At 56.8% G+C, this 24489-nt stretch carries 20 protein-coding genes; 7 read left to right on the top strand and 13 right to left on the bottom strand.

Going from position 1 to position 24489, the window contains the following annotated elements; translation table 11 throughout:
• Position 1: 1 nt before the first annotated feature.
• From JT31_RS05555 to JT31_RS05585, 6 genes are all read right to left on the bottom strand, one after another.
• On the bottom strand, positions 2–619 hold the full coding sequence (locus tag JT31_RS05555; RefSeq protein ID WP_038474328.1) for a hypothetical protein: 618 nt from the start codon (positions 617–619) through the stop codon (positions 2–4).
• Between the two features lie 6 nt (positions 620–625).
• Positions 626–1426 (bottom strand): type III secretion system inner membrane ring lipoprotein SctJ, encoded by an 801-nt coding sequence (sctJ, locus tag JT31_RS05560; RefSeq protein WP_038474331.1) that lies wholly within the window; start codon positions 1424–1426, stop codon positions 626–628.
• A 6-nt stretch (positions 1427–1432) separates the two neighbouring features.
• On the bottom strand, positions 1433–1846 hold the full coding sequence (locus JT31_RS05565; protein ID WP_038482830.1) for an EscI/YscI/HrpB family type III secretion system inner rod protein: 414 nt from the start codon (positions 1844–1846) through the stop codon (positions 1433–1435).
• A 65-nt stretch (positions 1847–1911) separates the two neighbouring features.
• Positions 1912–2121 (bottom strand): hypothetical protein, encoded by a 210-nt coding sequence (locus JT31_RS05570; RefSeq protein ID WP_016535500.1) that lies wholly within the window; start codon positions 2119–2121, stop codon positions 1912–1914.
• 94 nt (positions 2122–2215) lie between these two features.
• Positions 2216–3190 (bottom strand): sigma 54-interacting transcriptional regulator, encoded by a 975-nt coding sequence (locus JT31_RS05575; RefSeq protein WP_038474335.1) that lies wholly within the window; start codon positions 3188–3190, stop codon positions 2216–2218.
• Positions 3191–3994: 804 nt separating this feature from the next.
• Positions 3995–5020: a lytic transglycosylase domain-containing protein gene (locus JT31_RS05585; protein ID WP_038474341.1), complete on the bottom strand. Its 1026-nt coding sequence runs from the start codon at positions 5018–5020 to the stop codon at positions 3995–3997.
• 199 nt (positions 5021–5219) lie between these two features.
• On the opposite strand from JT31_RS05585, the gene JT31_RS05590 reads away from it, so the two are divergent.
• Entirely contained in the window at positions 5220–5720 is a 501-nt protein-coding gene (locus JT31_RS05590) for a lytic transglycosylase domain-containing protein (protein WP_038474343.1), read from the top strand.
• A gap of 41 nt (positions 5721–5761) precedes the next feature.
• On the opposite strand, the gene JT31_RS05595 is transcribed toward JT31_RS05590, so the two are convergent.
• Both JT31_RS05595 and JT31_RS05600 read right to left on the bottom strand, forming a co-directional pair.
• A complete protein-coding gene (locus JT31_RS05595; protein WP_038474346.1) occupies positions 5762–6187 on the bottom strand; it encodes a type III secretion system chaperone in 426 nt (141 codons plus the stop codon).
• 4 nt (positions 6188–6191) lie between these two features.
• A complete protein-coding gene (locus JT31_RS05600; protein ID WP_235212922.1) occupies positions 6192–11633 on the bottom strand; it encodes an AvrE-family type 3 secretion system effector in 5442 nt (1813 codons plus the stop codon).
• Between the two features lie 288 nt (positions 11634–11921).
• Here JT31_RS05600 and JT31_RS05605 point away from each other — a divergent pair, with 288 nt between their 5' ends.
• The 3 genes from JT31_RS05605 to JT31_RS24070 all read left to right on the top strand — a co-directional run bounded on the left by JT31_RS05605 (position 11922) and on the right by JT31_RS24070 (position 14830).
• Positions 11922–13043: a cupin domain-containing protein gene (locus JT31_RS05605; RefSeq protein WP_038474349.1), complete on the top strand. Its 1122-nt coding sequence runs from the start codon at positions 11922–11924 to the stop codon at positions 13041–13043.
• Between the two features lie 814 nt (positions 13044–13857).
• Positions 13858–14613, top strand: coding sequence for a MerR family transcriptional regulator (locus JT31_RS05610; protein WP_038474352.1), 756 nt, complete (start codon positions 13858–13860; stop codon positions 14611–14613).
• A 109-nt stretch (positions 14614–14722) separates the two neighbouring features.
• Positions 14723–14830: a membrane protein gene (locus JT31_RS24070; protein ID WP_038474355.1), complete on the top strand. Its 108-nt coding sequence runs from the start codon at positions 14723–14725 to the stop codon at positions 14828–14830.
• Here the strand turns inward: JT31_RS24070 and JT31_RS05620 are convergent.
• The 4 genes from JT31_RS05620 to JT31_RS05635 are packed head-to-tail and all read right to left on the bottom strand — an operon-like array spanning position 14811 to position 18549.
• A complete protein-coding gene (locus tag JT31_RS05620) occupies positions 14811–15542 on the bottom strand; it encodes an ABC transporter permease (protein WP_038474358.1) in 732 nt (243 codons plus the stop codon). The genes JT31_RS24070 and JT31_RS05620 overlap by 20 nt on opposite strands.
• The gene (locus JT31_RS05625) at positions 15526–16470 is read right to left on the bottom strand and encodes an ABC transporter ATP-binding protein (protein WP_038474361.1); all 945 of its coding nucleotides are present in this window, start codon (positions 16468–16470) and stop codon (positions 15526–15528) included. Before JT31_RS05625 ends, JT31_RS05620 begins: the two co-directional genes overlap by 17 nt.
• Positions 16470–17621: an ABC transporter permease gene (locus JT31_RS05630; protein ID WP_038474364.1), complete on the bottom strand. Its 1152-nt coding sequence runs from the start codon at positions 17619–17621 to the stop codon at positions 16470–16472. The genes JT31_RS05625 and JT31_RS05630 overlap by 1 nt, the downstream gene beginning before the upstream one ends.
• Positions 17622–17637: 16 nt before the next feature.
• Positions 17638–18549, bottom strand: coding sequence for an ABC transporter substrate-binding protein (locus JT31_RS05635; protein WP_038474366.1), 912 nt, complete (start codon positions 18547–18549; stop codon positions 17638–17640).
• A gap of 280 nt (positions 18550–18829) precedes the next feature.
• Between JT31_RS05635 and JT31_RS05640 the strand changes: the two genes are divergently transcribed.
• On the top strand, positions 18830–20248 hold the full coding sequence (locus JT31_RS05640; protein ID WP_038474368.1) for a glutamine synthetase family protein: 1419 nt from the start codon (positions 18830–18832) through the stop codon (positions 20246–20248).
• A gap of 36 nt (positions 20249–20284) precedes the next feature.
• The gene (locus tag JT31_RS05645; protein WP_038474371.1) at positions 20285–21706 is read left to right on the top strand and encodes an alpha,alpha-trehalose-phosphate synthase (UDP-forming); all 1422 of its coding nucleotides are present in this window, start codon (positions 20285–20287) and stop codon (positions 21704–21706) included.
• Between the two features lie 697 nt (positions 21707–22403).
• Here the strand turns inward: JT31_RS05645 and JT31_RS05650 are convergent.
• On the bottom strand, positions 22404–22979 hold the full coding sequence (locus JT31_RS05650; RefSeq protein ID WP_038474373.1) for a YceI family protein: 576 nt from the start codon (positions 22977–22979) through the stop codon (positions 22404–22406).
• A gap of 243 nt (positions 22980–23222) precedes the next feature.
• Here JT31_RS05650 and folC point away from each other — a divergent pair, with 243 nt between their 5' ends.
• Positions 23223–24476, top strand: coding sequence for a bifunctional tetrahydrofolate synthase/dihydrofolate synthase (gene folC, locus JT31_RS05655; protein WP_144244029.1), 1254 nt, complete (start codon positions 23223–23225; stop codon positions 24474–24476).
• The last annotated feature ends 13 nt before the right edge of the window (positions 24477–24489 follow it).

Here is a 24489-nt window from a genome sequence, read left to right on the forward strand (position 1 = left end):
TTTATTGCTCCCGTGAAGAATCGTGCAATGCCCTCGCCTGCCGCTGCTGAACCTGCCAGAGCGCGCCGTCCCATAGCGCCTGCAGCCGGTTTAGCGGCGGCGTGGGGTCGTTCAGAAACGCCGCCTCACAAAGCTCAACGGCTGACTGAGGAAAACTGAATCGCAGCCGCTGCCAGGCCGCAGGCGTGAAAAGCGGGCGAAGCAGACAGAGCACCGCGACATTGTATTCGCCGCTGAAACAGAGGCTTGAGGGCAGCCAGACGCCGGGGCGCAGGCCGCGCATAAGCCGCTCACACCAGATGCGCTGCGGCTCGTCAAGCTGCCCTGCTCCGCTGCCCCGCTGGCAAACTTCCGCCACCAGCGCAAAGAGGATCTCGCGCTGAGACGGTTCAAAAGAAGCCAGCGTGAGCAGCCGGGCATCGGGGTTGTCCGGCAGGCAATCTTCCAGCGCCAGCATGGCGGACAAGGCCTGCGGCGATTGGCGCATCAGGCTCTGGCGTCGCGCTTCGTCCAGCCTGAACCAGGGCAGCCCGAACCAGCTGGCATCGGCCTGCTGCCAGAACCCGGCCTGCCACCAGCGAAGCCAGCCCGCCGCCAGCGCGTTATCCCGCTGAATCACCGCCCGTTACCGCCGCTCTGAAGGCACAACGGCCAGTTCGGTCGTAGCCGTATTTTTGCCACGCTTCATCGCCTTTAATTTCGGCACCAGCATAAAGATGCCGCCTAACAGCAACAGCAGGCCGATCAGTGAGAAGAACAGCGCTCTGACCGTGGCATATTGCGAAAGCGTCAGTTGGAAAGGCCCTAAGGTCACCAGTTCGACGCGGTCGTGATAGACCGCTGCGGGCACAAACACCACGGACAGCGCGCCGTCGTTTTTGCCCGAAAGCCCCGGAATACTCGCCGCCACCAGCCGGCGGATCCTCGGCTCAATGCTGTCGGGGTCCATGTCCGGGGTATACTTAATGAAGACCGAAGCCGACGCGGGCTGGACCGGCTCGCCGGGCGCGACGCGTTCAGGCAGCACGACGTTCACCCTCGCCACCACAACGCCGTCAATTTGCGAAAGCGTGGACTCCAGCTCCTGGGAAAGCGCATAGATATAGCGGGCGCGTTCCTCCAGCGGGCTGGAAATAATGCCGTTTTTCTGGAAAACCTCGCCGAGGTTAGTCCGCGCCTTATGCGGTAAACCGTTGGCGTTGAGAATGCGAACGGAACGTTCGATGTTGTCCTGGGCCACCAGCACGGTCACCCCGGTTTTATCAATTTGCTTGTCGGCTTCAATCTTGTATTTCGAGAGTTCGGAAATGATGTCATTGGCATCGTTTTCGGTCAGGCCGGTATTCAGGATGACCTGTGAGTCGCAGCCTGCCAGCAGCAGGACCAGCAGCCAGGGCTGCAGGATTTTTCGCCAGCGTCGTTGCATGGTGGATTACTGCAGGTTGGTCAGTTTATCGAGCCCCGAAATGCTCTTCGAGACGATTTTGGCGTTCATCATGCTCTCCAGGTAATAGTTCGAGAGCTGGTCGTCCACCTGGTTGAGCACCAGCGGATCGGTGGAGCGCGCGGCCTTACGCAGCACGTTATTCATCTGCTTCTGGTCACCCTCCATTTGCTTAAACATGCCGGAAGCTTTTTCAAACATCGCGGCAGGTTTCCCGCCAATTCCGCCCATCACAGAAACGGCTTCAGGCTGCTCAAGCGCGGCAGAAAAGAAAGCGGCATCGCTTTGGTTCGCGACATTGTTGCCGAACGGGATGGACGACTGAGTGGCCGGGTTGGATGCAACGCCCGGAGACTCGGGTTCTGGCAAAGGCATACCTGTCGCAGGATTAAGAATGTGCATATGAGAGATTCCGCCAGCAGAAAAAGAGATCAGGGATTCACGCTGCGGCGAATCCCTGATGAGCATTAGAAGGAAATTTTGTTCTGCGCCAGAGAACTGATCATGGTGGTGGCGGAGTTCTGGTAGCCGGACACGTAGGCGTTCTTACGGTCACGTTCAGCTTTGTCCAGAGAATCCTGCATCGATTTGTTTTCGATAGAGTCCATCTGAGACTGGAAGCTATCTGCCAGGCTGCCGCTTGCGCCTGCGTTGTTACCGGTATTGACTGATGGCATGATGTTTACTCCTCGTTAATTAAACAGCAAATGTTGTGTCATTCACGGATTAAGTGGCGCGGCGTAAACGGCAGTTCCAAAAAAAACGAAAAAATTAATTTTCCTTCTCTGTCAGAGACTTAATACGTTGATAAAGCGTCCTTCTTGGGATACCTAATTCATCTGCCGCGCTGACCACCCGATTTTCATGCCGTGAAAGGCAGTCTTCTATCAGGCTATATTCAATCCGCCGCAGCCTTTCACGCAGCCGCACGGAACGCATCTCCGGGTGCACAACCTGCCCCAGCGCCGGCAGCCCCAGCACAAACCTTTCGGCAGCGCCCTTCAGCTCACGAATATTCCCCGGCCAGCGGTGCATCAACAGCGCTTCACTCAGATTTTGCTGCATCGGCGGCAGCGCGCGGTTCAGCCGAATCGCCGACTCCTGTGCAAAACGGCGGAACAGAGGAATAATGCATTCCACTCGCTCCCGCAGCGCCGGGAGGGAAATTTTTATCGTCGTCAGGCGAAAGAAGAGATCCTGGCGAAACAGCTTTTGCTCCATCAGCTGGGCCAGAGGCTTCTGCGAGGCCACGATCACCCGCAGATTGAGCGAAATCGACTGCGTGCTGCCCAGCCGGCCAACGGTTCGGGTTTCTAACACCCGGAGCAGCTTGGCCTGCAGGCTCAGCGACATGCTGTCAATTTCATCCAGAAACAGTACGCCATTGTTGGCGCTTTCAATGTACCCGGCACGAGAATGGGTGGCACCGGTGTAGGCCCCGGCCGTCACGCCAAACAGTTCGCTTTCAGCCAGCGTTTCGGGAATGGCCGCGCAGTTAATCGGCACAAAGGCGCCCCGACAGCCGGAATGTTCGTAGATACGGCGGGCAAAGGTGTCTTTCCCGGTGCCCGTTTCGCCTTCCAGCACCAAATCAACCTTTAGAGGGGCTAACGTTTGCAGCCAGATATCCAGCCCGTCGTGCACGTTTTCAGAAGGGGGCAACGCCGCTGCCGACCGTGGCATATTCAAGTCGATATCGACAGGTATATGCTTTATCTCCCAATGATTCGAACTGTTTTCTTTCATAAATCCCCCGCTGCCTGGCTTATTCAAGGTCTGGCGTATGAGTCCCACTTATGAACCATAAACGTGAACCATAAAATGATTGCTGCCTGCTGCCGTGAGTCACCTGGGCAGCCCGCTGAATTAATGAGTTTTGTTTATGAGAAGCAGCGATAACCTATCACCGAGTCGAAGATTCACAATCAGGCAAAATTTTAGCGGCCTGTAGGAATATCCCTACACTGGAATACGGAATTAACTGTTCCGATGTCTGGATGGCAGGCTATTTTTTGCGTCACATAATTATCGGGAGGCAATGCTTACTGAGGTTAATTCCGTGAGCCACGCTGAAAAAAAATGTGGATTTTACAAGGTGTATCCAAATGTATTAAAAAGAATCAAAAGTTATCAGATAAAATTTAACTCAATGATTTTTATGTATAAATTTATTAAAAACAGAAAAAACATTGTTTATTACTCACCGGCAGAGGAAAAAATGAAGTTTTTTCTGACAGGTGCAAATTGTGAGACGGATCCTCCGACAGGATTTCCTCACAATCGGCCAGAGCAATAATATATATTTACTATTATTTACAATAAGAACCCACAACAGACACACCTATTTCTTTTTGAAATATATTTCACTTTTAGTATTTATGTTTAATTGGGAACATTCCTGGTCGTATTTGCTGCCATTAATCACGCCAATTTGGCCTGTCAAAGAAATAAACTGCTTTGTAACTAAAAAAAGCAACCGCCTCTTATCGAAGAAACGGCCGCTAAATTAGGCCTTTTTGTAAAGAAGAGAGCAAAAATAAACGCCCGCTATCAGGCGAATTTCGCCATGTGGCTGTTCACTTCATTCACGTAATTCGGATCGCCCAACGAGACGCTGGACAGGTTGTGCAGATTCACCTGATCGTCGCCGGAGTTATAGGCGCGCAGGGCGGCATCATAGCTGCCAAATTTCTCTTTGCCTTCTTTAAGCATCAGCGCCGAACACATGATCTGGTTGGCCGGCGAGTTCATGTCACTGCCCAGCTTATCCGGATATTTGCTCTGCATCGCACGGTAGGTGTCCGGGTTGATCTGGTTCATGCCGCTGTCGGTTAGCCCGTTGCCAGGGTTGGTCGACTTCGCGTTCACATCCCCGCCCGACTCCTGCATGGTCAGCGCGGCCAGCAGCTTGGCCGGGACGCCGGTTTCAGCGGAGGCTTTTTCATATTCTCCGCCAAACTGGGAGACGATTTTTTGCAGCGTAGGATCGCTGGTTTTCAGGCTGGTATCACCCGGAGGCAGGCTATCCGCAGACGGCCCGGACGCACCAGATGGCCCGCCAGAAGGTGCTGCTGCGAGGTTGTTCAGCGGGCGGCCGGCATCTCCGGCTCCATCGCTACCGCTGCTGCCCATGCCAGAACCTGAGCCTGAGCCGGAACCAATACCGCTCGTCGGTGAAGAGGAGTCGTCGTCGCCCTTATTTTGCCCGCTATTCATGTGGAAGAGCTGCATCAACTCTTTCAGGAACTGCTGCAGCATCTGCTGAAGCTCCTGCATCATGCCGTCGGCGGAACCGCTGCCGTCGCTTTGCGAAGCGTTAGCCGGGCTGCTGGCCGGGCTGTTATTGCCCGTTGGCGAAGCGCCAAAGTTGATCGCCGACGGCTTATCGGCCGCACCCGTGTTGGCAAAGTTCAGCGCCAGCGGAATCGCCAGCGTGTTCCCGCCGTTATTCAGCAGCAGTTTGGCGGTAATGTTGCTCCCGCCGTTTTGTGAGTCAGGTGACGCCCCGTCCAGGCCTGGAAAATGGTTTTCCGGCAAAAGAGGTGAGAACCCGCCCGGTCCTGATGATATCTGCATACAACACACTCCCCTAAGTGATACCCAGTAGCAATCACCGGCCGCCGCCTAACCTTGCAATGACGCCCGGTTTTGCCCGCGTCCGGCATGTTCAACTGAGTGAGAAGCGGAGTTAAAGAGTTCCTTATGTGGCAAAAAATGGGAACCTGGGCACGCTTTTCGCCACACATTGCCAGTGAAAATCAAAAGAGACGCATCTATGCAGACTACATCGTGGCGATGGGGCCTTTTGCTGCTTAGCCTTCCTGCCGTGGCGCAGGCCGAGTGTTTTACCCGCGTCGGGCACGCCTTCGGGATTTCCCCCGCCTTGCTGGAGGCCATCGCCTGGAAAGAGTCGAAATTTACCCTTTCTTCGGTGAACGCCGCCAACTCGAACCACACCGAAGACGTGTGCATGATGCAGGTGAACAGCGTGCATTTTGGGCGGCTTAAGCAGTTGGGCGTTACGCGTGAAAACCTGCTGCACGACCCGTGCACCTGCATCGCCACCGGCGCATGGGTTTTGCACGGGCTGTTCCGCCAGTACGGCCGCTCGTGGAATACCGTCGGCATGTACAACACCGGCCCGTCGGAAAAGCGCCAACAGCTTCGAAGCCGCTATGCTGATGACGTTCAGCGGATTTATAAGGTGCTGCAAAAGCAGCAGCCCGCGCGGCGTGAAGAGGATATGTTTGTCAGCAACGAAACGCTCCACCAATAATAAAGCCGGGAAATTTCCCGGCTTTTTCCTTGCCACAAATATTAACGCGCAGCGGCAGCCTCCAGTAGAGACGGCAGTTCGGTCAGAAACTCTCTGACCTCGCCGCTCTGGCCGATGAAGGCGCTTAACCAGCGCGCAAACTGCTCCGCGTCCAGGGCAGACATCTCGCACTGGGTGCACAGACGAATTGCATTTTCCCCGTCAAGCGCCAGCCAGCAGCCGCGCATCGCGTTCATTTCAAAGTTCATCGCCAGCAGATTCGGCAGCAGCGCAGCGTCCTGCCCGGTTAGCTGTCCGACCCGGCAATGCAGCACAACCGAGCTGCTCTCCGGCGGCAGTTCAATCACCGCGGCCTCTTGCTGTTGGGCATTCGTCAGCTGGCAGATGCCCTCCTCCAGGCGCAGCGAGATCTTCTGCTGTCGTCCCCAGGCATCAAGCCACTGTTGAAGCTGTTGTTGCATCGTCATTCCCTTATCCTCCTTTCACCATAAAGCCGGCATCGGCGGCGTCTTTCAGCGCCGACTTCACCTCTTTTTCTGCCTGAGCCACGCCGCCGTCTACCGTGTAGCTGAGCGGCGCGCTGTCGTCGTCCCCGTAGCTGAAGTTGATCGTGCCCAGGTTTTCATTCATCGACAGCGACACGCCGTTAGAGCCGCCGAGTAAAAAGGACGGCGTTGAGAACCCGTCGGATTTACTCTGCGTCTTGGTAAAGGCGATGGATTTCAGGCGCAGCTTGTCGCGGTCTTTTAGCAGGTCAACGATCGAGTCCTGAGTGACCGAGTGGTTTGCCCATTGGTCGGCCAGTTTTTCTCGCGGTTTGGTTTTCAGTTCGAGGGAGACCACCGCCTGCGAGCTGCTGTTATCCTGCAACCCGCGCAGCAGCGCTTTCAGCCGATAGTCTTCGCCCATCATCTGGGTAATACGGTCGGCGTTGCTCGGCGAAAATTCCCCTTCCATAAAGTGGCGCACAAAGTGGAACAGTCCGTTGCTGTCGATGCGCGAAAGGTTCTTGTAGGTGGACTGGTACTCCGCCTTATTCACCAGCTGTTGCTGATTCAGCATGGCATTTTGCTGACGCACGGTCTGCTGCAGCGACTGTAGCGCAGCCTGCGGGCCGTTGCCCGTCAGCTCGTGATGTCGCGACGGCGGAATAAAGCGCGCAAAGTGGCTTTCCAGCTTGCCCAGCCGTTCAGCCGCTGACATTGGCAGACGCGGAGCATCTTGCGCAGGGGTGAGCTCGCTCAGCAATTTGCGGCTGGCAAGATCGGTGAATTCGCCGCGCAGCCCGTCAATCAACGCATCAACCTCGGCATTGCCCGGCTCCGGCTGGGTCGTCTGCACGGAAAGGGAGTCAGCCTGCTGCTGGCGTTTGGTTAGCTGCGCCAGCGTATCCAGCAGCGGACGGCGCGCCTTTGCGTTATCAACCGGCGGATACCAGCGGGTGAAATGGGCGTCCAGCTGGCTCAGCTTATCGGCAACGGAAACCGGCAGCTCGCCTTCTTTTGGCTCCTCTTTCAGCCTGGCCAGCAGCTGCGTGGAGGCGCTGTCGGTAAACTGTTTGCCCAGCGTGGTCATCAGCTTTTCCAGGTGAACCCCCTCCACCGGCTGGGCATTTTTTAAGTCAACGGTGAGGCTGTGCGTCGTCCGGTTGTTGATCGACAGCTGCACGCTGGCCCCGACGCCAACGCCGACCGAGAAGGGATCTTTGTGCTTCGGCTGAATCGTGGTGCTGACCGGAATCGCAATGTTGGCCCCGGCGTTCATCTGGTTAAACGCCCTTAAACGATGGTCGCTGTGGCTGACGCCCTGCCCTTCAGCATTGCGGGACTCCGTGCGCTCGCGACTGCCCGCCAGCAGGTTGGTATTGGCATACACGCCGCCGCCCAGACGTGCGCTGGTGGGGAAGTCTTTCTCGTGGCTGTCGGTAAACGGGAAGCCCACGCTCGCCAGCGCCGCGGCGTTAATGTCCACGCTGAAGCTCTGGGTCGCCCCGCTTTTCACGCTATGGTTTGCGCCACGGTTCAAGAACTCCAGCGGATCCAGCGTGCCGCTGCTCAGCTGCTCGATAAAGCCGGGGATCTCGTGCTCTGCCAGTTCAAACGAGACGCCGTGCTGGGACTGAAGCTGCCCGCCCAGCGTGACGCCGCCGCCAAGACGCACGCCCTGCGACAGCGGATGTTTGTGGTCACCGTCGAGGTACGTTTTATGGGTTTTGTTGTAGTCGGTCAGCACGTTGTAGCCCACGCCGACGATGCCGGTGGCCGACACGGCACCTGTTCGCCCGAAGCTGACGTTGATCCCCGTATCACCACGGGAAAAGCTCATCGTGTAGCCTCGGTCGGCCCCCACTTTGCCGCCCACGCCCGCCACAACCTGAGTGCCCGGCGCCACCGTCGCGGTCGCCGAAGCCCCATAGGTGCGGCTAAAGGCGAGGTTTTCGCCGCTTTCCAGCGACAGCACGGTCGACACCATTTTGCCCTGCATTTCGCGCTGGCTTTCAGCCTGCATCACGGTTTTGGTGTTGATGTTGACGCCGTGGTTTTCCTTGCTGAACGCTTTGGTCATCGCCTTGATAGCGTCGTAGTTGGCCTCGAGCGCTTTATGGTTGCCGAAGCCCTGGGTGGTGACGGTTTTAATCACGTTCCCGCCCCAGTCGCTGTCCCGCAGGCGGGCCACGCTGGCGGCAATCTCCGTCATTTTGGCCGAACGTTCTGGCTCGCTTAGCAGCGACGCCTGCTGCAGCTCATCGACAGAATCATGCAGAGATTTCAGCGTCAGCACGTCCAGCATCACCCTGGATTTCACCAGCCCGATGTCATCGTGGATATCGCGCTGGCGCCCCATCGGGACCTGTTCCTTCTGGTGGTTAAGCGTGATTTGCCGCGCCTCCAGCCCGGCAATAATCGCCCCTGCGTGGTTGCTTTTATCGGCGGGATAGCGCCGAAGCAGCTCGTTAAGCTGCCCGGTGAGGTTATCCTGCCGGCTGCTCGACGGGTTCAGCGTGCCGCTGTGGCTATGGTTCAGGCCAAAGCGCGAAGGCGTAGATGCCTGCCGACGCTCATCGCGCATGCCATAATGCTGGCCGATCTGCTCACAATAATGAGTGCTGCTGTCGGAAAGCTGGCGCGCAAAGCTGCTCATCTCTTCCAGCAGCGCCTTTTCCTGCGGCTGCCACTGGCGCCCCGCTTCACCGCCCATGATCTCGAGCCTCTGGCTTAGGCCAGGGCGCGGGGCGATCCTTGCCGGCTGCTGCGCAAGCGCCTTCAGCCGCTGGGTCAGGTCTCCCTGCTGTTGGTAAACGTCCTTCAGCCCTTCACGCCCGGCGTAGCGATGCTGAATAGAGTAGGCGGCGGTTTTTACCGGCCGCGGCCACTCAAGCGACGGGCGGAAAGCAAAGGTGCTCAGGCGAGTGCGGAACGAGGTGCGAACCTGTTTGCCGTCCTGCCCGGTCTGGCCGAGGAAGTTAACCTCGCGCTTGAAAGTGATGCCGGTGCCCGGTAAACGCCAGTCTTTTGACGCTTTGGTCAGCCGCTCGTAGTTCTGGCGCGCCACGTTCGGCTCTTCCATTGGCGCGGTGGCCGGCTCGCCTTTTTCCCAGGCTCCGGCCTTGAAGAGAAACGTATTGCGCTGCTTGTCCAGCGCGCTAACTTGCCCTTTGGCAGAGGTTTGCAGCGCACTGAGTTCGGGCTGGCTACCGTCTTCGTTGGCGGGTAAAACGGCCTTTGCCAGCTCGTCGGCTTTGCCGCTGTTCCAGTTTTTTTCCGGCAGGCTGAACAGCCCGCCTTCTTTGCTTAGCAGCCAAAGCTGTTTGTCTTCCCCGAGGGCAAGATCGCTGATTTTGGACGCCTCTTCTTTCCCCGCGCTGCCGGGCACCAGCTTCTCGATCTGCTCCCGAAGTGCCGCCTGGCTCAAGGTCTGGGTAGCGTTCTGATTACGGCGGGTCGTGGTGTCGATGTGGTGGAAACCGATATCCCCTTTTTCGTTCACCGCCAGATAGCGGCGGCTATCGATCACCGTAAACGCCTGCGCCTTCCCGGCTTTGTCCAGCCCGGCGGTCGCCAGATCGGCGCTAACGCTTTTGGTCACCTGCGGCAAGGCAAAAACGTTGCTGCCGTGATCAACTTTGTTGCTGCTTAGGTTCACCTTGAGGCGCTTTAGCTCGCCGTCTTTCATCAGCCACGGCTGGCCGTCCAGGCCGCACTGAAGCTTATCGGCCTTTTCGTCCGAGGCGGCCCACAGCCCGGTGGTTTCATTGAAGTAATGCACCTTGCCGTCGTGCAGAGCCAGCTTGCCGAGCCGCCCAAGATCCACCACGTCGTGGGCGGCTGGCGTGACCTGCGGCAGGCCTTTCTGGTAGTCCAGCACCATGCTGTCGGTGAGATTCCAGCTGCTTTGCGGCTTAAGGTCGCCGCCGTGCCAGTGGAAGGTAATGGCGTGTTTCTGGTCGTATTTATCCTTGACGATCAGGTGCAGGCGGTCGGTTTCATCGGCCAGCATATCTTCGACGCGCGCCTCATCGCCGACGGTCGCGGTGACGTATTGCGTAATGTTATCCAGCAGCGGTTTATGCCTTGCTTCACCAAAACTTAACGCCGTGCTCTGCTCGTTAGGTTTGTCACCGCAATGCAGGCGACCGTTATTGTCCAACGCGAACAGCAGCGGGCCATGCAGCGCGGTTTTTTTCAGCGTCATGTTCTCAGGCAGCGTCAGCGTTTTGGGCTGAGGGTCGGCCGCCGCCAGGTTGGCTACCCAGGCAACCTGCGGCTTCTTCTCATCGTCGCTCATCAGCACCAAAGCGTCGCGCTTCGGACCTATCGCGTAGTGATCGATTTTGTTCTCGAAATTGACCTTGATAGTCTCGCCGACGGCGCTGCCGAGCTGTTTGTCGTCGTTCACTCGCCACAGCATGCCGTCGCTCTGGCGCGACAGGGAAGAAAGCTTATCGTCTTCGCCGGAGAGCGATTGCCAGGCGTTGGCGGCGCTGTCAAAGCTGTAGAGTTTTTTGTCATGCAGCCGGTAGCGCGTGCCGTCGCCGTCGGTCACGCTGTCCGTCAGACGGTCACGCACGCCGGTTTCCGGCAGGCGCACTTTTTCGCCGCCAATATCGACGGTCTGGCGGTCATGCCAGGAGAGATGCTGCCCTGCAGGCTCCAGGCTTTGGCGACGCATAAATCCCCGGTGGGGCTGCTGCACTTCCTGCCATTCCACCTTCTGCTGGCTGTGGCTGATAGCAATAAAAGCGCCGGGCTGGCTGCGCAGCGTCATCAGCCGCCCTTCTTTATCCAGCAACACATGCTGATGGCCGTCATCGCTGGCGAGGTGGTTTTGGTAACGCAGGCGATCGTGGCCGATGGTTTTTTCCATCAAGGCCTGCAGCGGCGCGGACGTCGACGGGGTATCAATCTCCAGACGCCCCTTTTTATCGAGCGAGAGCCGGGTTTCCAGCAGCATGTTTTTTTCCGGCTCAATCTCCGGCGCCAGCTCGGCAAACTGGCTGCCTGGCGTCCCCACTTCATTGCTGGGGATCGCGTTCAGGTCGGAAATATCAGGCTGGCTATAAACGCTCGCGGAGCTGGCGCTGGGTTGGCTATAAAGGCTTGGGCTGCTGGCCCGTGAAGCATTTTCAGTGACGGGAATCGCCGTGGGCGTAACTTCTTGCCGACCGCGATGCCGCCCTATAAAGCGGCTAAACATCCCTTTTTGCGACGTTTGCGCCGTCTCGGTTCCCTGTTTCAACCCGGCGGGCGCGGGCGTAGCGGCCTGCGTGTGTAATGACCCGGACGCGGTTTGCGTGGGCGGGGCCTTGCCCTGTTTCATCGCCGAGGGCGGCGAGCGATCCTGCTGTAGATGAGCAATTTCCCGATCGCGGATTGCGCGTCCGGGCTTGATAAAAGCCGATATTCCCAGTCCCATTCTGTTACCCCTTAACAGTCAAACAAGATCTCCGCTTAGTAGGTGATGAGAAATCGGTTCCGGTTCCAGGCTAAATTTCTCCTAACCGCGTGTAAAACCTGAATAAACCAGCCACAGCAAGGCCTGCGGCGGCGTTTAAACTTAAAATAAAATCAGAAAAAACCGATAGCCGGGGCATTTTACGGCCAGAGAAAAAGCGGAAATATCGCCGGGGATTGACCCATGACAAGGTCGCCGAAAGGCCTCGCTCTCTATAATCGGCCTTCTTCCGCACAGGGGTAAATAACCGTGGATTATCAACTCAATATCAACTGGCCAGAGTTTATGGAAACGTACTGGCAGAAAAAGCCAGTGGTGATTAAAAATGCGCTGCCGGGTTTTGTCGACCCAATCACGCCCGACGAGCTTGCCGGCCTTGCGATGGAGAACGAAGTCGACAGCAGGCTGGTCAGTTTTAAAGAGGGCAAATGGCACGCCAGTAATGGGCCTTTTGAGCACTTTGATAATCTTGGCGAGACCGGCTGGTCGCTGCTGGCCCAGGCCGTTAACCACTGGCACGAACCCGCCGCCGCGCTGGTGCGCCCTTTCCGCGTGCTGCCGGACTGGCGCTTAGACGACCTGATGATTTCGTTTTCCGTGCCGGGCGGTGGCGTTGGCCCGCACATTGATAACTATGACGTGTTTATCATTCAGGGCATGGGCAGCCGCCGCTGGCGCGTCGGCGACAGGCTGCCGCTCAAGCAGTTTTGTCCGCATCCGGCGCTGCTGCACGTTGAGCCGTTTACGCCGATTATCGACGAAGATTTAGCCCCCGGCGACATCCTCTACATTCCGCCAGGCTTCCCGCACGACGGCTTTACCCATGAAACGGCGCTCAACTATTCGGTCGGCTTCCGGGGGCCAAACAGCCGCGATTTAATCAGCAGCTTTGCCGATTACGTGCTGGAAAATGACCTCGGCGGCGATCACTATAGCGACCCGGATCTCACCTGCAGGGAAAACCCAGGCAAAGTAGAAAACTACGAGCTGGAACGCCTGCGCAGCATGATGACGGCGTTGATTAGCCAGCCGGAAGCGTTCAACCAGTGGTTCGGCAGCTTTGTGACCACGCCGCGCCACGAGCTGGATATCGCCTCCGCCGAACCGCCTTACGAACCGGAAGAAGTGGCCGCCGCACTGGCCGGCGGAGAACAGCTGCTTCGCCTGAGCGGGCTTCGCGTACTGCAGGTTGGCGAGCATTTCTTCGTGAACAGCGAGCCGCTGGACGTCACGCATCAGGCTGCGGCCGTGGCGATGTGCCGCTATACCCGGCTGACAAAAGCCGAGCTGGGCTCAGCCGTGGAAGATGCCGAATTCATCAGCCAACTGACGGGGCTGATTAACCAGGGATACTGGTACTTCGAAGATTAAGTTTGCCCGACTGAAACCTGGCTGCCTCAAGCCAGGTTTTCGCCTCTTCACCCACCAATGCCTTTCGCTAAGCGACAAATATATTCTATGAAAGACTGGCTAAAATTCCGTTCACTCGTAGAACGGTTTTCCCTACACGTTCAGAAACGGTGAACGAGTGAGGGGGAAATACGCCATTCCCCCTCACAACCCCCGGCGCCGGCGAGCTCATCGCCGCTGAAGCGGTAAACCCACCGGCCATCACCCAAACATTCGGGGTCGTTCGCGATTCGTTCCCGACGATCGCTCTCTTTCGCTGCTCCCGGCAGCTCAACCCCGCCTGAGTTGGGTCATAACCGGGGGCGATGAGAGCCGGGAACAAGGGCGTGGCTGTGAGACTTGCAGCGACTGTGACGCTCTGTGTAGCGGCGAGTTTGAAGCGAGGCTCGGTTCCGGCTTAAATCGCCTCCGTTTTCTCTCCGACTGGCCAAGGTCCGGCCGTCGGGAACGGCCGGAGGCTGAGAGCGTCGGGAACGCATCTCAGCCGACCCAGGACTGGGAGATAAAACTGAGGTTTACCGCTTGCGGCGATTTATTTGGCCGGGAGTCCGGGGTCTCGGGGAAGTGACGGTGACTTCCCCGAGTCGTTCACAAGTTCTGTGGTGACATGTGAAGCAGGGCTGGAAGTGAACGGAACTTGAGCCACTCCCTCATAGAACCTATTTGTGACTAAGAGACAACACCAATCCCCCGAGAAATCTCACCAAAAGAAGCCAAACTCACCAGAACTTACTACAGTTACTGGGGGGTCTCCCGTACGGCATCAGGTGACAACATGGCGCTTTATTCCATCGGAGAAGTGGCTGCACTGTGCAATATCAATCCGGTAACCCTTCGGGCCTGGCAGCGGCGTTATGGGCTGCTAAAACCTAAACGCAGTGACGGCGGACACCGGTTGTTTGATAGCGCAGACATCGCGCGCATTCGCGAGATCCAAACCTGGATTGAGCAAGGCGTACAGGTCAGCAAAGTCAAGGCGCTGCTCAGTGGTGAAAACCGTGAAAAAGAACATGCCTGGGGCGAGCGCCAGGAGACGCTGCTGCGTCATTTGCAAAGCGGCAACCCGAACCTGCTGCGGGCGTGGATTGCCGACATCGGGCGCATCTACCCGGCGCAAACGCTCGTTCACCACCTCTATCTTCCCCTTCGCCGCCGCCTTTACGGGCAGCAGATTGCGCTGTGTGCGTTGCTTAGCCTGCTGGATGGCGCCCTGATTAATTACATTGCCACGTGCATTGCCACCTCGCGCAAGCAAAATGGTAAGGATGCTTTAGTGGTGGGCTGGAACGTGCAGGACACTACGCGACTATGGATGGCGGCGTGGATTGCCAGCCAGCAGGGCTGGCGGGTGGACGTGCTCGCCAACTCGCTGAGCAACCTGAAACCGGAGATTTTCGACCGGCAGACGCTGCTGGTGTGGTGCGGCGACTGCCCCGGAGAACGGCAGATAGATCAGATTGAATCGTGGCGCAGCGCAGGACTGCCGGTGTTTGCGCTGGGCAACATTGAACGCAGGCAGCCCGCCGACTGAAAGGGCGACAAGAGGGAAAATCAGGCTTTTTCCCTCTTCGTCACAATCAAAGGTTCATTAACAACCCCGCTTCCCTTTATAATCGCTTCGTTAACAAACGGAGCAACGGATGAAACTGTCAAAAATTGCCCTTGTGGGCGGAATGCTTGTCATGGCGGTCGGCGGTATCGGCGGCGTGATGCTGGTTGGCTATATCGTTATTTTGCATGGCGCGTAATGTAGCCTTCCAGGCGCTCAAACAGGCGGTCGGTGACAATTGCCGCCAGCGCCACCAGCACGGCACCCTGAATCACGTAGGCGGTATTAAAGCCGCTGAGCCCGATAATAATCGGTGACCCGAGCGTGTTGGCTCCCACGGTGGAGGCAATCGTCGCGGTGCCGATATTAATGATAACCGACGTTCTTATGCCCGCCAGAATCACCGGCGCGGCGAGCGGCAGCTCCACCTTTCTCAGCATTTGCCAACGGCTCATCCCGACCCCGAGCGCAATTTCACGTGCGGATTCTGGCACCGCGCCGATGCCCGCCAGCGTGCCCTGTAAAATCGGCAATAGGCCGTAGATAACCAGCGCGATAATCGCCGGCTCTTGCCCAAAACCCATCACCGGTACCGCCACGGCAAGGACGGCAACCGGCGGGAAGGTTTGCCCGGCGGCGGTGATCGTCTCCACCAGCGAACGGAATTCTTCCCCCGCCGGACGAGTCACCAGGATCCCCAACCCGACGCCAATCACCACCGCAACCAGGCTAGAAATACCCACTAACGTCAGATGCGCCAGCGCCAGAGAGGTGAAACTGTCCTGTTGATACATCGGCCTGGTCAGCTGCGGGAACAGCCAGCTAAACAGCCCGCTGGTGTAAGGCAGCAGCACCAACAGCGCGATAAAAAGCGCGATAAGCCACAGCAGAGGGTCACGCAGCAGGCGCATTTTCCCTCCTCACTAAATCGCTAAAGTGCAGCACGCCGCAGGGCTGATTTTGCTCATTCACCACCGGCAGCTGCTGGCACTGGCGGTCGATGAACAGCGACAGGGCTTCACGCAGCGTCATGTCCGCCCGAATAGGTTCTCCGTCCAGGCGCTCATCGGCACGAATACTGTCCGCCACGTGGCGCAGCGACAGCAGCCTGACGCCCAGTTCGCTGCGGCCGAAGAAGTCGCGCACAAAATCGTTAGCCGGGTTGGTCAGCAGTTCCAGCGGCGTCCCCTGCTGAATCACTTTGCCGCCGTCCATCAGCACGATGTTATCGGCAAGCGTCAGCGCCTCGTCAATGTCGTGGGTTACCAGCACGATAGTACGCCCCAGCAGCTGATGAATACGGATCATCTCCTGCTGTAGCGTCGCGCGGGTGACCGGGTCAAGCGCGCCAAAAGGCTCATCCATCAGCAGCACTTCCGGGTCGGCCGCCAGCGCACGAGCCACGCCCACACGCTGCTGCTGCCCGCCGGAAAGCTGGTGCGGATAACGGTCGCGGAACTGCGTCGCGTCCAGGCCCAGCAATTCCAGCAGTTCGTCAATACGTTCGGCTACCCTCGCCTTCGGCCACTTCAGCAGCTCCGGTACCGTGGCGATATTCTGTGCCACCGTCCAGTGAGGAAACAGGCCGATAGACTGGATGGCATAGCCCATGCGGCGGCGAAGCGCCTTCGGGTCAAAGCGGCGAATTTCTTCTCCGGCAAAGCGGATAAGCCCTTCGTCGTGCTCCACCAGCCGGTTGATCATCTTCAGCGTGGTGGACTTGCCTGAACCGGAGGTGCCGATCAGCACGGTGAACTGCCCTTCGCGAATGTTCAGCGTCAAATCACTGACCGCCGCTTCGCCATGGAAGTATTTGCTGACGCGATCGAACTCGATCATTATTTTGCCTCCAGCAGTGAAATAAACAGCTTAAACAGCGCGTCGATAATAACCGCCAGCGCGATGACCGGCATGACGCCAAGCAGAACCAGATCCAGCGCGCTGCTCAGCAGGCCCTGGAAAATAATCGAACCAAACCCGCCCGCGCCAATCAGCGCGGCAATCACCGCCATACCGATCGTCTGCACGCAGACAACCCGCAGGCTGCGCAGCAGCACCGGCAGGGCAAGCGGCACTTCCGCCCGCCAAAAAATTTGGGCGCGAGACATGCCCATCCCCTGCGCGCTTTCCACAATATTACGCGGCACCTGCTGCAGGCCAGCCACTACGCCACGTACCAGCGGCAGCAGCGCATAAAGCACCAGCGCAATCAGCGCGGGCGCTACGCCAATGCCGCTCACGCCGATTTTACCCAGCCATGGCAGCCATGCGGCAAGGCCGGCCAGCGGCGCAATAAGCAGGCCGAACAGCGCCACCGAAGGCACCGTCTGAATCACGTTGAGCAGGGAAAATACGCCGGACTGCCAGGCAGGGCGGTGATAGCAAAGGATCCCCAGCGGGACGCCAATCAGCAACGCAGGCACCAGCGTACCGACCAGCAGCGCCAGGTGGCGGCTCAGGGCGTCGTCAAAAACATCCTGCCGGTTGACGTACTCTTTCATCAGCGAAAGATCGCTGAAGTAGCCGCTCGCCAGCAGCGCGACGGGCACGATCCAGATTTGCAGGTTAAGCAGCAGCCGCCACAGCGGGCTGGCGGTGAGGCGATTGGCGGCGTCGGCGCACAGCAGCAGGCTCAGCGCTAACATCAGCCACAGGCCGCTGCCGGGCGAAGTGCGGGCCAGCGAGCTGCCCTCAAGCGCGAACTGGCTTGCGGTGTGCCCCATCAGCAGCAGCAGGCCGATAAACAACACCTCGCCGGTGACAATCGTCGCCAGCAGAGCAAGAGGTCGCCCCGGCGCCAGCGTCAGGCCAGCCAGAATCAGGAGAGGAAGCGCGAGCCAGTAATGAAGCGTGCCGGGAAGCTGGGTGATGCCAAACGGTTCACCGGAAACCAGGCGGTTAGGCGCGTTGTTGATGATCGGGAGTAACATCAAGGCTGCTGCCAGCAGTAACACCAGCAGCAGCAATACCCTGTTATGAATTTTTAGCAAACGTTATTCCAGCGGGCTATTTAACAAAGCCTTTTTGTTTTAAGTAATCAGCGGCCACTTTTTTAGCATCCTGACCTTCCACCGCAATCTTCGCGTTCAGCTGCTGCAGCGTTTTCTGGTCAAGAGAAGTGAACACCGGTTTCAGCCAGTCGGCAATCTGCGGGTATTCTTTCAGCACGGCTTCACGCACCACGGCGGTTGGCGCTGAAACGGCCTGCACGCCTTTCGGGTCGGTAAGGGTTTCCAGGCCTAATGCCGCAACCGGGCCATCGGTGCCGTAGGCCATCGCGGCGTTAACCCCGGAGGTCTGCTGCGCGGCGGCTTTGATGGTTACCGCCGTGTCGCCCCCGGCCAGAGACAGCAGCTGGCTTTGTTCCAGCTTAAAGCCGTAAGCTTTTTCAAAGGCCGGTAGCGCGTCGGAACGTTCGATAAACTCGGCGGAAGCCGCCAGCTTAAAGGTGCCGCCTTTTTTCAGGTATTCGCTGAGATCTGCCAGGGACACCAGATGGTTTTTCTCCGCCAGATCCTTACGAACCGCGATGGTGTAAGTATTGTTGGCCGGAGCCGGAGTCAGCCACACCAGGTGGTTTTTGTCGTAGTCGAGCTGCTTAACTTTTTCATAGCCCTTCCGGGCGTCTTTCCAGGCCGGATCGTTTTCAGTTTTAAAGAAGAACGCCCCGTTGCCGGTATATTCAGGATAGATATCCAGCTCGCCGGAGGTTATCGCCCCGCGCACGACCGGGGTGGTGCCAAGCTGAACCTTGTTGATGGTTTTCACATCATTGCTTTCCAGCACCTGCAAAATAATGTTGCCGAGCAGCGAGCCTTCGGTATCAATTTTCGAGCCGACCTTCACCGGATCCGCCGCCTGCGCGCCTGTCGCCAGCATCACTAACCCTGCCAAACCCCAACGTGTTGATAAGTTCATAGTTATTCCTCGTTGTTCTTTACTTAAAAATCATGCAGTAAAGAAAGAATAGCCGAGTTTGAATCAGCTGGGGAAAGCACTAAGCGGTATATGATATGCGAAGTCGTTAGAACAGAAGGATGCCCTGAATTTTCCGGTCTGTCGGCTGCCTGCCCGGCTAAATCCCTACGTTTACTGTCATTTATATTTTTTTTACCCGCCGCTTTTGCTTTTTTACCTTCTTTTTATACGCCAGTGAATATGCTCTTTTCGTCGCCGAGAGGCTCCGATAAAGACCATCATGAACTCACTTATTCATCACTCACTCGTTAAAAACATTTTTACGCTTTTCGCTTTTCCTCAGGCTACGGCCAGTGAGGAAACCGTGACTCAATCTGCCTCGATAAAGCCCGCGCAGGAGCGAACGAAAGCGTTTGCCGAGGAAGTGCGTCGCTATCTGCAGGCTCATCCCGACACAAAACATATTGATATCTACCTCAATGACGTCAACGGCGCTTTTCGCGGTAAACGCATCGCGGTAGACAGCCTGCTGTCGCTCTCGGCCGGCTGCTATTTTCCGCAGTCCGTTTACGCCATGGACCACGAAGGTAAGCCGTTTAGCCAGGCACCGGGTCACGATGAATACGATGAGCCCGACGGGCTTTGCCTGCCGGTGGCCGGGACGTTAAGGCCCTGCGCACACGACCCGCAGCACAACGCGCAGCTGCTGTTAACCATGAAACAGGCCGACGGCAGCGGCTACGCGCTGGAGCCCAGAGTTGTGCTGGCAAACGTCCTGCAGAAGTTTCATTACCACGGGCTGTTCCCGGTGGCGGCGCCGGAAATAGAGTTTTACCTGGTGAGCAAAGCCCAGCAGGAAGCCCCGGCTCAGGGCTGTTTTTATATGCCGGTGCCTTCTGATTACACCGCCTTTATTGAAGCGCTTGAACAGGCCGCCGCTGACCAAAAACTGCCGCTAAGCGGCATCGTCTGCGAAGCCGAAGCCGGGCAGTTTGAGCTGAACCTGAAGCATGCCAAAGACATCATCGGCATTTGTGAGAGCGTGCTGGCGCTGCGCCGCTTAACCAGCATTGTGGCCGATAAATTTGGCTATCAGGCTAACTTCATGGCGAAACCCTTTTCGCACCTGGCCGGGAACGGCCTGCATTTTCATATCAGCCTGAACGACCGCAAAGGCGAGAACGTCTTCGCCTCCCCGGCGGAAGCCCTGAACGAGATGACCCAGCTATGCCTGGCCGGGATGCTACAAACGATGCCCGCCGCGGTGGCCGTTATCGCCCCGCACGTGAACTCCTTCAGAAGGCTACGCAAAAACCTCAACGAGCCGCTGTTCAGCTCATGGGGCTATAACAAACGTAGCGCCGCCCTGCGCATCCCCTGCTCCGACGATAACAACCGCCGCATTGAGTACCGCCTTGCCGGGGCCGACGTTAACCCGTACCTGGCGATGGCCGTCATTCTTACCGGCATGCTTTACGGGCTGGAAAATATCGACAGCGATACCCTGAAAAACTCGGCGCTGTTTGCCCCCGAACTGCCGCTGTTCCAGCACGTGGCAATCGTTGAGTTTCAGCAAAGCCATTACATGACCGAAAGCCTGGGCGAAGCTTTTTCCCGCCAGTGGGTAACCCACAAGCTGTCGGAACTGGCCTGGTTTGAAACGATTGTGACGCAGGAAGAAGCGGCGCTGTCCCGCTAGTGCTTTATTAACCTAAACGCCGACCTGAGGTGGTGTATGTCTCGTCTTATTATGCTGTCTAATCGCTGCGAGCCAGAGCGCGGACAGAGCGGCGATCCTTTCCTGCCGGTGCTCCACTCCATCCTGAAGAAACATTCGGGACTTTGGTTTGGCTGGAACGGCGAGGTGGCAAGCGGTAATAAACACCGTAAAGAGCGTTTTTTCAGCCAGCCCGCCTATCAGCAGTACAGCTGGGCACTAACGCCGAACGAATATGACAATTTTTACCAGGGCTATATTCACCAGGTGCTGTGGCCGGTTTTTCATAACCGCCCGGATCTGATCCACTATAAAAAAGAGTATTTCACTACCTGGAAAAACTATAACCACGACGTCAAGGCGCGGGTGGCCGCCAAAATTGAGGCCGACGATCTCGTCTGGGTGCAGGACTACCATTTACTGTTTACCGGCAAGATGCTGAAAGAAGACGGGCACGCCAACCGCTGCGGTTTCTTCCTGCATCAGTCCTTCCCGCCTGGCGACGTGCTGCGCTCGGTGCCCGAGCACGACAGCATTATGCAGGCGCTGTTCAGCTACGATTTACTTGGGTTTCAGTCAAGCGGCGACGTGAATAACTTCCTCGCCTATGCGCTGCGATTTTACCGCGTGGAACGGCTGGCGGATAACCTGATTCAGCTCAATGGTCACCCCATCAGGCTTGGCATTTTCCCATGCGGCATTGATAAAACGGTGCCGGCGCTTTCATTAACGAATGCCGAAGCGGTGCGCAACTATCCGCGTCAGATAATCATCAGCAACGACACCGTCAGCGACATCAGCGGCGTGCATTGCCATCTGGCTACTATGGAAACGTTTCTAAGCAGCCACCCTGAGTTCCTGCGCGACGTTAGCCTGCTGCAGATCTCAGACGCTTCCAGAGGCTACTCCTGGTCGGCGCGGGATCTCTGCACCCGGCTGGAACGCCAGTGCGGAGAAATTAACGACCGATTTGGCGATGCGTCCTGGTATCCCATCAACTACATTCGCAACCAGCTTTGCCACGCTGACCTGATTTACGCCTTCTACCGCAACGCGCACGTGGCGATGTTCACCCCGCTTTCGGAGGGGATGAGCCTGCAGGCCAAGACGTTTGTTCTCGCGCAGAATGCCGAAGATCCCGGCGTGCTGATGCTGTCCGCCCTGACGGGGACAGCGGAGCAGTTAACGGACGCGGTGTTGATCAATCCCTACGACGCCAGCGAAGCCAGCCATGCGCTTTATTCCGCGCTGACGATGCCGCTGCACGAACGTAAACGTCGGCATCAGCAGCTGCTGGCAAAAGTGGAGAGGTATGACAGCCAGTGGTGGGCCAGAGCGTTTCTTGATGCGCTAAATGTAGAGCCTGTTCAGGCTTCCCAGACGGTGATCCCGTTCCGCGCTTCTCATCACGGTATTTTCACACCACAGAATTTGTATTAATGATCAGAATTATGCGCTTTGGGCGGTTTGTACCACTTCCATCTTGTCTATTTCGGGAGAATTATTTAGTCCACGCATAATTCCGTTCACCCGTAGATCTGTTTCCCCTTTACGTCCAGGGCACGGTGAACGTGTCAGGGAGATAACGCCATCTCCCTGACAACCCTGGCGCCCGGCGAGCTCATCGCCGCTGAAGCGGTAAACCCACCGGTTATCACCCAAACATTCGGGGTCGTTCGCGATTCGTTCCCGACGATCGCTCTCTTTCGCTGTTCCCGACAGCTCAACCCCGCCTGAGTTGGGTCATAACCGGGGGCGATGAGAGCCGGGAACAAGGGCGTGGCTATAAGTTTGAAGCGAGGCTCGGTTCCGGCTTAAATCGCCTCCGTTTTCTCTCCGACTGGCCGGGGTCCGGACGTCGGGAACGGCCGGAGGCTGAGAGCGTCGGGAACGCGTCTCAGCCGACCCAGGACTGGGAGATAAAACGGAGGTCTGCCGCTTCAGCGGTCGATTTATTTGGCCGGGAGTCCAGGTTCTTAGGGGAGTGACGGTGACTCCCCTAAGACGTTCACCTGTGCGGGGGCTGCATATAAAGCAGGGCTGGAAGTGAACGGAATCTTAGCTGAATCTGCATAAATAGCGATTTTCATGGCAAAAATATTTCCCGGTAAGATCCCCTGCCACAGTTGATATTCCACTAGCCTGCCTGGCTACTCCTTGCCCGGATTTTAATCTCAATCGAAATCCTGTCATCCACCACGGCCTCAAATTTATCCATGTTAAAGGCCGCGCGTGAAATCACCGTTGTCGCGCGTAACGAGATGACGCTTTTCTCTGCCGCAGCGGCGGGATCGCCGTCCATGTTGGCCTCAAGAACCACCGCGCGCCGGACATTTTTTACCTGCAGCAGGCCAAAAATCCGGTAATGCCCCAGCCCTTCGGCCACGACTCTGCTGCTTGTAAACGAGAGCGAGGGGTAATGTGCTGTATCGAAGAATAACCCGCCCTGTAATTGATAAGTGAGTAAGCTATTGGATGCCTGGAGCGTAGCGGCCGGGATGCGCACGCTGATGCTGTCATGCACGTCATTTCCCTCATCCAGTAAAAGTGAGCCGGTAACCCCGTCGAGATGCGCCTGCGATGTGCTACCGAAGGCATGCCATGAGAGCGCAATGGCGGTTTGAGGCGTGATGACGCTGTAATTTTCCGGCATCGCATACGCTAAGGGGCTGACCAACAGGCCGAGGGTTATTTTCAGAAAAATGCGCAGCATGGTGTTTTTCCGTTGGCGAACATAACCCGCTAACGTTTCACGACAGCCTTTTATTCATTTTATTTTCCTGATTTTTTATTTAAGCGAACAACAGTAAAAATGAGAAAAACCCGCGGCTTTGGACGTCTAATTTTCCAATAACCACACAAAAACAATTAAACCAAAAACAATACACTTAATTACATTTATTACCCGGAAAATGCCTTATCCAGATAGCAATGATGTTTAACCAGGGAATACATGATGAGCAAAAGCCCAGACATACCCGATCTCACCTCTGACTTACCCCGCTGGCTGGCTTATATCGACAGCCTTCATTCGCAGGTGATTGATATGGGATTAGACAGAATCAAAGACGTAGCAGCAAAACTCGATGTGTTAAAGCCCGCGCCTTTTGTCTTTTTAGTCGGCGGGACCAACGGGAAAGGCACCACCTGCCACACCCTCGAGAAAGTCCTGATGCAGTCAGGGTACAAAGTGGGCGTATTCAGTTCACCCCACATGATTCATTATAAAGAGACGGTGCGCATTCAAGGCCAGGAGCTGTCGGATGCGGCCCACATTGCTGCTTTTGTTGAAATTGAAAAAGCACGCCAGGCCACTACGCTAACCCCTTTCGAATTCAATACGCTGGGCGCATTCTGCCTGATTAAATGGGCTCAGGCAGACGTGGCGATTATTGAGGTTGGCATGGGGGGCCGGGACGATGCGACCAACATTCTTACCGCAGATGTCTCCGTCATCACCAACGTGGCGCTGGACCACGAAGACTGGTTGGGCAAAGGCACCGAGGCCATCGGCGAGATCAAAGCAGGTATCTTCCGCAGCGGACATCCGGCGGTGATTGGGCAACAACAGGCCCCGGAGTCCTTGCTCCGCTATGCGCAGCAGATTGGCGCTATCCCCCATCAAAATGGCGTGGACTGGCATATCACAGAGGGCGGCGATGGATGGACGTTTAGCGACAAGCTCGGCGAAATCACCCCGTTAAGGCAGCCGAAAATGCCACGCGATAACGTGGCTACCGCAATAGCCGCGCTGCGTATCAGCGGGCTTAAATTTGAGCTGGCTGCGCTGCATGATGTTATTCATAAAGCCAACTTACCCGGTCGCTTTCAGGTAATTGACCACAAACCCACCGTGATTTTAGATGTGGCGCATAATCCACACGCTGCCGCGTATTTAGCGCAAAGATTGCGTAACTACCCCAAAAAAGGAAAATACCGTTTTGTTATCGGCATGCTTATTAATAAAGACATCAAAGGCACCGTCGATTATTTAAAGGATCTGTCCGAGGAATGGTATTGCTGTGGCATTCAGGCGGGCCCAAGGAGCTCTCGGGCGGAAGATATTGCGCAGTATTTACCTGCGGCAAAAAATTTCCCGGATATTTTATCCGGCTGGGATGCAGCCAAACGTGATGCCAGTGCGGACGATGTGATTGTCGTTTGTGGATCGTTTTATTCTGTTGCACCCGTACTGAACGAACTGAATTAGACCGAGGTAAAAA

This window comes from Cedecea neteri (genome assembly GCF_000757825.1).
Taxonomy (GTDB): Bacteria; Pseudomonadota; Gammaproteobacteria; order Enterobacterales; family Enterobacteriaceae; genus Cedecea; species Cedecea selenatireducens.

Excerpts from the sequence above, each read along its gene's own strand:
- JT31_RS05620 (WP_038474358.1), bottom strand. The coding sequence starts at position 15,542 with ATGCGCCTGCTGCGTGACCCTCTGCTGTGGCTTATCGCGCTTTTTATC.
- JT31_RS05645 (WP_038474371.1), top strand. The coding sequence starts at position 20,285 with ATGTCTCGTCTTATTATGCTGTCTAATCGCTGCGAGCCAGAGCGCGGA.
- sctJ (WP_038474331.1), bottom strand. The coding sequence starts at position 1,426 with ATGCAACGACGCTGGCGAAAAATCCTGCAGCCCTGGCTGCTGGTCCTG.
- JT31_RS05600 (WP_235212922.1), bottom strand. The coding sequence starts at position 11,633 with ATGGGACTGGGAATATCGGCTTTTATCAAGCCCGGACGCGCAATCCGC.
- JT31_RS05585 (WP_038474341.1), bottom strand. The coding sequence starts at position 5,020 with ATGCAGATATCATCAGGACCGGGCGGGTTCTCACCTCTTTTGCCGGAA.
- JT31_RS24070 (WP_038474355.1), top strand. The coding sequence starts at position 14,723 with ATGAAACTGTCAAAAATTGCCCTTGTGGGCGGAATGCTTGTCATGGCG.
- folC (WP_144244029.1), top strand. The coding sequence starts at position 23,223 with ATGAGCAAAAGCCCAGACATACCCGATCTCACCTCTGACTTACCCCGC.
- JT31_RS05625 (WP_038474361.1), bottom strand. The coding sequence starts at position 16,470 with ATGATCGAGTTCGATCGCGTCAGCAAATACTTCCATGGCGAAGCGGCG.
- JT31_RS05595 (WP_038474346.1), bottom strand. The coding sequence starts at position 6,187 with ATGACGATGCAACAACAGCTTCAACAGTGGCTTGATGCCTGGGGACGA.
- JT31_RS05565 (WP_038482830.1), bottom strand. The coding sequence starts at position 1,846 with ATGCACATTCTTAATCCTGCGACAGGTATGCCTTTGCCAGAACCCGAG.
- JT31_RS05590 (WP_038474343.1), top strand. The coding sequence starts at position 5,220 with ATGCAGACTACATCGTGGCGATGGGGCCTTTTGCTGCTTAGCCTTCCT.
- JT31_RS05635 (WP_038474366.1), bottom strand. The coding sequence starts at position 18,549 with ATGAACTTATCAACACGTTGGGGTTTGGCAGGGTTAGTGATGCTGGCG.
- JT31_RS05640 (WP_038474368.1), top strand. The coding sequence starts at position 18,830 with ATGAACTCACTTATTCATCACTCACTCGTTAAAAACATTTTTACGCTT.
- JT31_RS05575 (WP_038474335.1), bottom strand. The coding sequence starts at position 3,190 with ATGAAAGAAAACAGTTCGAATCATTGGGAGATAAAGCATATACCTGTC.
- JT31_RS05650 (WP_038474373.1), bottom strand. The coding sequence starts at position 22,979 with ATGCTGCGCATTTTTCTGAAAATAACCCTCGGCCTGTTGGTCAGCCCC.
- JT31_RS05610 (WP_038474352.1), top strand. The coding sequence starts at position 13,858 with ATGGCGCTTTATTCCATCGGAGAAGTGGCTGCACTGTGCAATATCAAT.
- JT31_RS05570 (WP_016535500.1), bottom strand. The coding sequence starts at position 2,121 with ATGCCATCAGTCAATACCGGTAACAACGCAGGCGCAAGCGGCAGCCTG.